The 7,366-nt window shown below is 33.8% G+C and carries 6 protein-coding genes, 1 rRNA gene and 1 pseudogene; 3 read left to right on the top strand and 5 right to left on the bottom strand.

Going from position 1 to position 7,366, the window contains the following annotated elements; all coding sequences use genetic code 11:
• The 3 genes from rrf to BZG02_RS16030 form a co-directional block, all read left to right on the top strand.
• A 5S ribosomal RNA gene (gene rrf, locus BZG02_RS16040) occupies window positions 1-106 on the top strand; the annotation flags it as partial.
• Window positions 107-308: 202 nt separating this feature from the next.
• Window positions 309-2,291: a putative porin gene (locus tag BZG02_RS16035; RefSeq protein WP_101262547.1), complete on the top strand. Its 1,983-nt coding sequence runs from the start codon at window positions 309-311 to the stop codon at window positions 2,289-2,291.
• Between the two features lie 90 nt (window positions 2,292-2,381).
• Window positions 2,382-3,797 (top strand): MltF family protein, encoded by a 1,416-nt coding sequence (locus BZG02_RS16030; RefSeq protein WP_101262545.1) that lies wholly within the window; start codon window positions 2,382-2,384, stop codon window positions 3,795-3,797.
• Here the strand turns inward: BZG02_RS16030 and BZG02_RS16025 are convergent.
• From BZG02_RS16025 to BZG02_RS16010, 5 genes and pseudogenes are all read right to left on the bottom strand, one after another.
• A complete protein-coding gene (locus tag BZG02_RS16025; protein ID WP_101262543.1) occupies window positions 3,786-4,445 on the bottom strand; it encodes an NUDIX hydrolase in 660 nt (219 codons plus the stop codon). The two genes, BZG02_RS16030 and BZG02_RS16025, sit on opposite strands and share 12 nt — an antisense overlap.
• Window positions 4,446-4,728: 283 nt before the next feature.
• Window positions 4,729-4,929 (bottom strand): annotated as a pseudogene (locus BZG02_RS21370) (hypothetical protein); the annotation flags it as partial.
• A 141-nt stretch (window positions 4,930-5,070) separates the two neighbouring features.
• Window positions 5,071-5,544, bottom strand: a complete 474-nt coding sequence (locus BZG02_RS16020) for a DUF2059 domain-containing protein (protein WP_101262541.1) — start codon at window positions 5,542-5,544, stop codon at window positions 5,071-5,073.
• A gap of 25 nt (window positions 5,545-5,569) precedes the next feature.
• Window positions 5,570-6,370, bottom strand: a complete 801-nt coding sequence (gene blaOXA / locus BZG02_RS16015) for a class D beta-lactamase (protein WP_101262539.1) — start codon at window positions 6,368-6,370, stop codon at window positions 5,570-5,572.
• 6 nt (window positions 6,371-6,376) lie between these two features.
• Window positions 6,377-7,267 (bottom strand): CPBP family intramembrane glutamic endopeptidase, encoded by an 891-nt coding sequence (locus tag BZG02_RS16010; RefSeq protein ID WP_101262536.1) that lies wholly within the window; start codon window positions 7,265-7,267, stop codon window positions 6,377-6,379.
• Window positions 7,268-7,366 lie beyond the last annotated feature (99 nt).

The following is a 7,366-nucleotide window of genomic DNA, read 5'->3' as shown; positions in this document are numbered from 1 at the left end:
TGTCTATTGCAACGGGGTTCCACCTCTTCCCATTCCGAACAGAGAAGTTAAGCCCGTTAGCGCCGATGGTACTGCCGAAAGGTGGGAGAGTAGGTCGACGCCAACTTTTAAAAGAGTCTTATTCCAACAGGAATGAGACTCTTTTTTGTTATACCTGTTGTTTTTTAGTGCAGTTTTATATAAACGATTTACGTTGGATTTGCCGCTGGTCGTAAAAATCCTCTTCTTTAACTCTTACTAAGGTTTTTTAACCTATATTTTGAGTCTATCCATTCAACTTAATAACAGTTTGTTTATCTTTGTTGGCTATGAAACAATTCTTTCTATTTGTAACAATCTTGATTTGCACTTGCTTGAATTCTTACGCTCAGGTGTTTGATGGTGGTCCTGGTGATCTTGAAAATAAAAAACTGGGAAGTAGGAATAAGTCAGGGGAGAAGGGTAATGAGATGGACAGTTTGGGGTATAATAACGTCAAGTCTGTAATTAAGAGCTGGAAACTTACTGATTTCGCTTCGCGAATTGAGTATGTGGAATTAGATACGATGTTGGGTTCTCAATATAATTACAATCCAATATTTAGAAATAGTATTTCGAATACTTATTTGGGAAATTTAGGATCGCCTTATATTTCTAATGTTTATAAAGATCGTAATAATAGCGAACAGTTTTTATTATTTTCTAACTATAGAGATTATATGCTTAAACCAGAGGATATAATTTTCTTCAATACAACAACTCCTTATACTAGCATCTATTACGAAACTGGTGGTGCAAAAGGACAAGCAGAAAATCTTTTGAAAGTTTTACAAACGCAAAATGTTAACCCATTCTGGAATGTGGGGGTTAGCTATAATTTGATTTCAAGTGATGGTCAGTATCAGAATCAGAAAACTAAATTATACGATTTTAGTTTCTTTTCTACTTATAGGAAAGAAAGATATGGTTTGGATTTTGTTCTGAATCAAAATAGTTTGAGTAACGAGGAGAATGGTGGTTTATTGGATGATACTGAGTTAACTGATGATAGTGAAGACTCTGAAAATTTGCAAGTTAAATTAGACGACTCCAAGAGTAAGCTGACAAATTTTAATTTCTTCATGAAACATTCTTATGGAATTGGGGAAGAAAGGGAGGTGGTTCAGGAGAAGGATACCACTTATGCTTATCCGATGAATTTTGTTTATGGCTTTCACTATGAATCGGATAGTTGGAGATTTAGAGAAACATTATTGGATGATACATTTTATTCTAATTACTACTACGATAGTGAAACAACATTTGATAAAGTAGAATATTCGAACTTTCGAAATTCGTTTCAGCTTATTTTTAATGAGAACAAGAATAAATGGATTCGTTTAGGTGCTAGGGTTGGTATTATTAGTGATTTTGGAAAGTACAATTCACGTTTGGAAGTAAATGAAATTTCTTTGCATCAAAAAGACAGTAAAGTACATAATAATCAACTTCTTGCAGGTCTGTTTAGTAATGCTGGTTCCAAATTAAATTGGAATGCAACAGGGGTTTTCGTTTTTGAAGGATATAAGCAAAATGATTTTGAGTTAAAGTATGAGCTCACTAAATGGATTGGGAAAAAAGATTCCATTCCTCATGGAGTTTCTATATTCGCGAAGTTGGATTCGAAAACTCCGGATTTTCTTCTTTCTAAGTATTATGGGAATCATCAGCAATGGAATTTGAATTTGGATAAAACCACCGAATTAGAGCTTGGAATCGAATATTTTAATGAGAAAAATCATATAAAAATAGGTGGTCATATTAATCAAATCGATAATTATACCTATTTTGGCTTGAGTGCTACACCCGAACAAACGGGAAAAGGAATTACGGTATTAACCGGATATTTAGAAAAAAGATTCAAATTGGGAAACTTTTATCTAAACCAAAAGTTAGTTGGTCAAAAAGGATCTGAGGATAAAATTTTGCCATTACCAACTTTTTCAGTCTATAGTGATAACTATTATAAGAATACATTTTTTAATGGTGCCTTAGGTCTTCAAGTAGGATTTGCGGTGCGTTACAATACAGCATTTTACGCTCCTGATTATATGCCTTCAACAGGACAGTTCTTTTTGCAGGATCAGAAAGAAACTGGTGATTATCCTAAGGTTGATGTTTATTTTAACTTTAGAATTAAACGTACGCGTATCTTTTTTATGTACGAACACATGAATGCGTCTATAGGCAGTAAAAACTATTTTTCGGCGCCACACTACCCTCTCAATCCAGCCATGCTAAAGTATGGACTAATCTGGACTTTTTACAATTAAAGATTTAATAATAAGCCAAGAAACTGGAATCAAATATTTCTAGGTTGGAAATCTGATTTTTTCTAATTTCAAATTAGGAAAGGAAAAGTTATGTCTGGAATAAAATATTTAAAATTACTTATCCCTGTGATATTCATGGTTTTTCTTCAGACCTGTAATCAAAACCGAAAGGTTGTTGGATTACAAATTGAAGAAAAACCAGTGGTGGAGCTAAGACATGTTAAGCTTCGCGGAAAATTACGTGTGGTAACTGATTATAATTCTACGAATTATTTCGTTTATAAAGGCCACACAATGGGATTTCAGTATGAAATGCTAGAAGCTTTGGCGAATCACTTAGGTGTGAGATTAGAATTGACGGTTAATAATGATTTGGTATCGGCTTTTAGTTCTTTGGAGCAAGGTGATGTTGATTTGTTGGGAATGAATTTAGCGGTTACAACTGATCGTATGGAGAAATTCAATTTTACGATTCCTCATAGTCAATCGTCTCAGGTGCTAATTCAGCGAAAACCTACGACTGATTCTACTGGGTTTATAAGGAGCCAATCTGATTTGTCAGGGAAAAGGGTTCATGTACAAAAGGGATCCTCTTTTGAGGAGCGGTTGCAATTGCTTTCTGAAGAATTAGATATGCCTATTGATATAGTTGCAGTTGAAATGTTGGAAGTTGAGGAGCTTATTTCCATGGTAGCAAGTGGTGAGATAGATTATACTATTGCAGATGAAAATGTTGCAATGGTAAATTCTACCTACTATCCTGGTATTGAGTTTAAAACAAGTGTTAGTTTTCCACAAAATTTGGCTTGGGCTTTACGTAAAGGAGCGAACCATTTAACTCACGATGTTAATATGTGGTTAATGGAGTTTCAAAAAACCAAAGAGTATAGAAGGATTTATCGTAGATACTTTAAAAGTAGTAGGATTGAACAAATGATTCAGAGTGAATATTTTACGGTAAAAAGCGGTAAGATTTCGGATTATGATGATCTTCTTAAAGAAAAGGCAAAAAAAATTAATTGGGATTGGAGATTGTTGGCGGCATTAATATCACAGGAATCTAATTTCAATCCGAAAGCGCAATCTTGGGTGGGAGCATTTGGTTTAATGCAACTAATGCCAGAAACTGCTTATCGATACGATGTGGATTCACTTTCTTCGCCTATTGAGAATGTAGATGCTGGAGTTAGACACTTAAAATATTTAAAAGGGAAACTGGACGAAACCTTATTGGATAAAACAGATGAACTTAAATTCTTGTTGGCTTCGTACAATGTGGGTTTAGGTCATGTGTTAGATGCAAGACGTTTGGCCGAGAAAAATGGTAAAAATCCAGATCAATGGAAAGGAAGTGTTGATTACTATTTATTGAATAAGTCGAAGCCAGAGTTTTTTAATGATCCTGTCGTGAAATATGGTTATTGTCGTGGTTCAGAGCCATATCAGTATGTAATTAAAATTTTAGAGCGTTATAATAATTATCAAAACATTGTATTATTGAATTAGACCTGCACGACGAATAATTTCTCTTAGTTCGGATAATATCATTGCAGTGGCTCCCCAAATTTTATGCTCTTTTGCTTGAAAATAGGGCGCATGAATTTCAAAACCATTTTTGGTAAAGGAGAAATTTGCAATATTTTCTTTGGCTAATAGTTGGGATATGGGCATTTCAATAATTTCCTCTACTTCAAATTCGCTCAATTTGAAATCTGGTCTTTTTTCACAATATCCTAATACAGGTAATACCATGAAATTGCTAACTGGAATATATAGTTCAGTTAAAAAGCCGAGTATTTTTATTTGATCGCAATCTACGCCTAATTCCTCATTGGTTTCGCGAATTGCGGTTATTGTTCGGTTTTCATCACTTTCCTCATACTTTCCTCCAGGTAGACTAATTTGTCCGCTATGATTTGTGTTTCCAGTTGTTCTTTTCATGAATGGAATGTATAATTGGCCATTATTGGGATAGAATAAAAGTAAAACACTACTATCCCTTGCTAAACTTGGATCGCTGGTTTTAAGTGCATGATCGCGAATGGATGGGGACATTATATTTTGAGCATCGAAACCCGGTAATCCAATATTTAGTTGATTGTTTAATATACTGGTAAATTGATCGAGGTCAAATATTGTTTCTAAACTACTCATAAAGGTATTTTTCTAATAGTACCTAAAGATAACAATAATGTTTCCCTCTAATATGAAAAAAATATTAATCTTTTTTAATCAGTAGAAAGAAACCCTGAAAAAGACCGGGGTTTAATTTATTTTCTGAAATTTTTAACAAATTGCTCAATTTATGGAACTCCTCCCTGATAAACGAGATATCCGTTGTAGGGTTCTCGTTTTGTTATTTCGTCGTTTATTGGTGTTGGCATCAAGTCAATTATTTTTTGTCGATTGGAAGTTTGACCTAAAGTTCGTCCTAATTTTATATAGGCAGCTTCAGGAAACATATTCCCATAGCAAGTAAATCTCTACCTGTATCATAAACAAACATGTGCGTGTAACCCCAAAGAGTTTGCACAGTCATAAATACATTAACTCTCCTTACAATGGCTCTTTTTAAAGCAGGGTAAACGGGTTTGTTAACATGGCCAGGTCCGGCACTAGAAATAATAATTCCTTTGTAGCCATAATCTACCTAAAGATTGATAATGTCGGGTTGCATATCTAATTAGTTTTAGCAACTCCAAAAAACACTAATAATTAGACTATTAAGATATGATTTAATTCAGGTTTGTTCGTTGCTGAATCAATTTCTATTTTGAAGTTAAGGGGTAAATGGCAATCTAATTTTAAATCCTTTACTTTCAATATCGGCTCTAATTTTTGCTCCAATTGTTTGTCCCCACGACATTCCGGCTTGCATGGTTTCGGTAGTGATTTTTGGTAATTTTTGAGCGATTCTTTTTCCAGCAACCGATTCGTAGAATTTAATCATTGCCAATATATCATCATGAGAAAGATTTTGTCGATAGATTGGTAGTAACATTTTAATTAAATCATTCACCGAAGTATTTACGAATTCTACCTCTGCCTTGTCCCAGTATTCATTGGGAATATCTGAATCTAGATTTCTTAACTGAATAATCATTGCTTTAATAGATTCCTGATAGCTAGCCTGCGATCCGTTAATTTGAAAAAGGTATTTCAAATCTTGTTCGTAAGTGTTCGTATCTTGTCCTGAAGATGCGAATACAGATGCAGAAACACTTAGAAATAAAAATAATACTATATTTTTCATGGTCTTTACTATTCTTAGATTTTTCTTATTTAGTTAACTGAAGATGATCGAGTATTTTGGATACGATTAACTTCCTTTTCTCGGCATCATCGTAATTTTTAATATCCATGTTAATGGTGAAAAAATATACATTTTTATCTCTTTCGATATACCCAACATACCAACCAATTTGATTGTTAATTCGCATGGCCCATCCTGTTTTTGCTCTTATCGTATAAGTTGCAGTTTGGTCAACAATCATTATTTCTTTTACAATTTCTTGATTTTTTTGTGAAAAAGGAAGCTGGTTGAGATATAATTTCTTTAAAAAGTCGATTTGTTGATTGGCACTTATTCGAATGTCTCCGTTTAACCAGAAAATATCAATGCCTCCATTTATATTTCTGTTTCCATAATTGCATGCTTTCACCCAATAGTTCATTTTTTCTTCGCCAATTTTTCGTGCCAGTTCCTGATAAACCCAAACAGCAGAATATTTTAACGCACTTTTCAGATTTTGATCCTTATTCCAGTTGGCGTAGCTACGATCGATGCTATCCCATTTAATAATTTCATTTTCATCTTTAATTACTTTGGTTTCCAAAGCAATCATCGAATTAATTATTTTGAATGTAGAAGCAGGTAGGTATGCAGAATCTAATCTTTCCGGATTGTAGCTGAGTTTTGCATCATTTTTTAAATCGTAAATGGTAAAACAAGCGTTTATTTGTTGTGATTCGAAAATTTGTTCTAAATCGGAAGATGTATACTTATTCAGAATTGAATTGGTTTGCTCTGAACAAGCAAAAAGGGTTACTAGTAATGAAAATGAAAGCAAGATTTTCATGATAAACTAGTTTGTGGCTATTACAATGTCCTGCTTCTTGTATATCCTCCAAAATAATAAAATTCCCAGTGAACACAGTACTGTTGCAATAATTGATCCTTCTAAACCAAATTGTCCGCCTGTAATTAGCTCACTTCCTTGAATACTGTGTGTGATAAGAGGAGTGGAACTAGTACCACTCACTTCGAATCCGAAGATTGGACCTTGAAAAAAATTCCAACTAAAGTGAAGCGCCAAAGGAAACCATAAATTCTTAGTGAATATATAGCTAATTCCTAAGAGTAATCCGGCAAGGAAAATATTGATTGTGCCGACCAAAGAAAGGTTTGGATTCAGAAGATGAAGTGCCATAAATAGTAATGATGAAACTATTAAAGCAATGTATTTGTTCATAGAATCCATAAAATTACGCAAGAGATATCCTCTTACAAAAACTTCCTCGTTTATGGCGACAAGAATAAACAGAAGAAGTGATTGAGTTAATCCGATTAAGCTAAAAGTGATGGATTCGAAATAAAGATGTCCCGTATAATACAGAATCAAACTACCAGCGCCCATCATAATAAAGCCAGTAAGTAATCCGTAAAGGATATCTTTTGCTCGTTTTTGAAGTGCAAATCCGAGATCAATTATTTGCTTTTGGTCGATAAATCGGGTAAATATCCATACTAATAAGAGAGTTCCGATAGTTCCGAAAAATTGAATGACTAAGAATGTGGAAGTAGAAGTATCAGATGGGTTTTGGAGCATTTCCATCATATTAATATCTGATGCCAGAGCCAAGACAATAGTGCCTATAATTTGAAAAATACCTGTAATTATTATGAAGGGAAGTAGAATTAAAAGTGCTCGAAGCCAGCCTCTTTTGATTGCAGGCGTATTGTTTATTTCGGACATTAATATGAGTTTTTGGTTAGGGAGGTAAAGTTAACAAAAAACTTATATTATGAAAGAAGATTCAGAATATTGTCGGGATGCGAAAAGTGTTTATCTTTT

Origin of the sequence: Labilibaculum filiforme (genome assembly GCF_002843315.1) — a bacterium.
Classification (GTDB): Bacteria; Bacteroidota; Bacteroidia; order Bacteroidales; family Marinifilaceae; genus Labilibaculum; species Labilibaculum filiforme.
The sequence above is the reverse complement of the archived record's forward strand: the minus strand, read 5'-3'. Positions and strand labels throughout refer to the sequence as shown.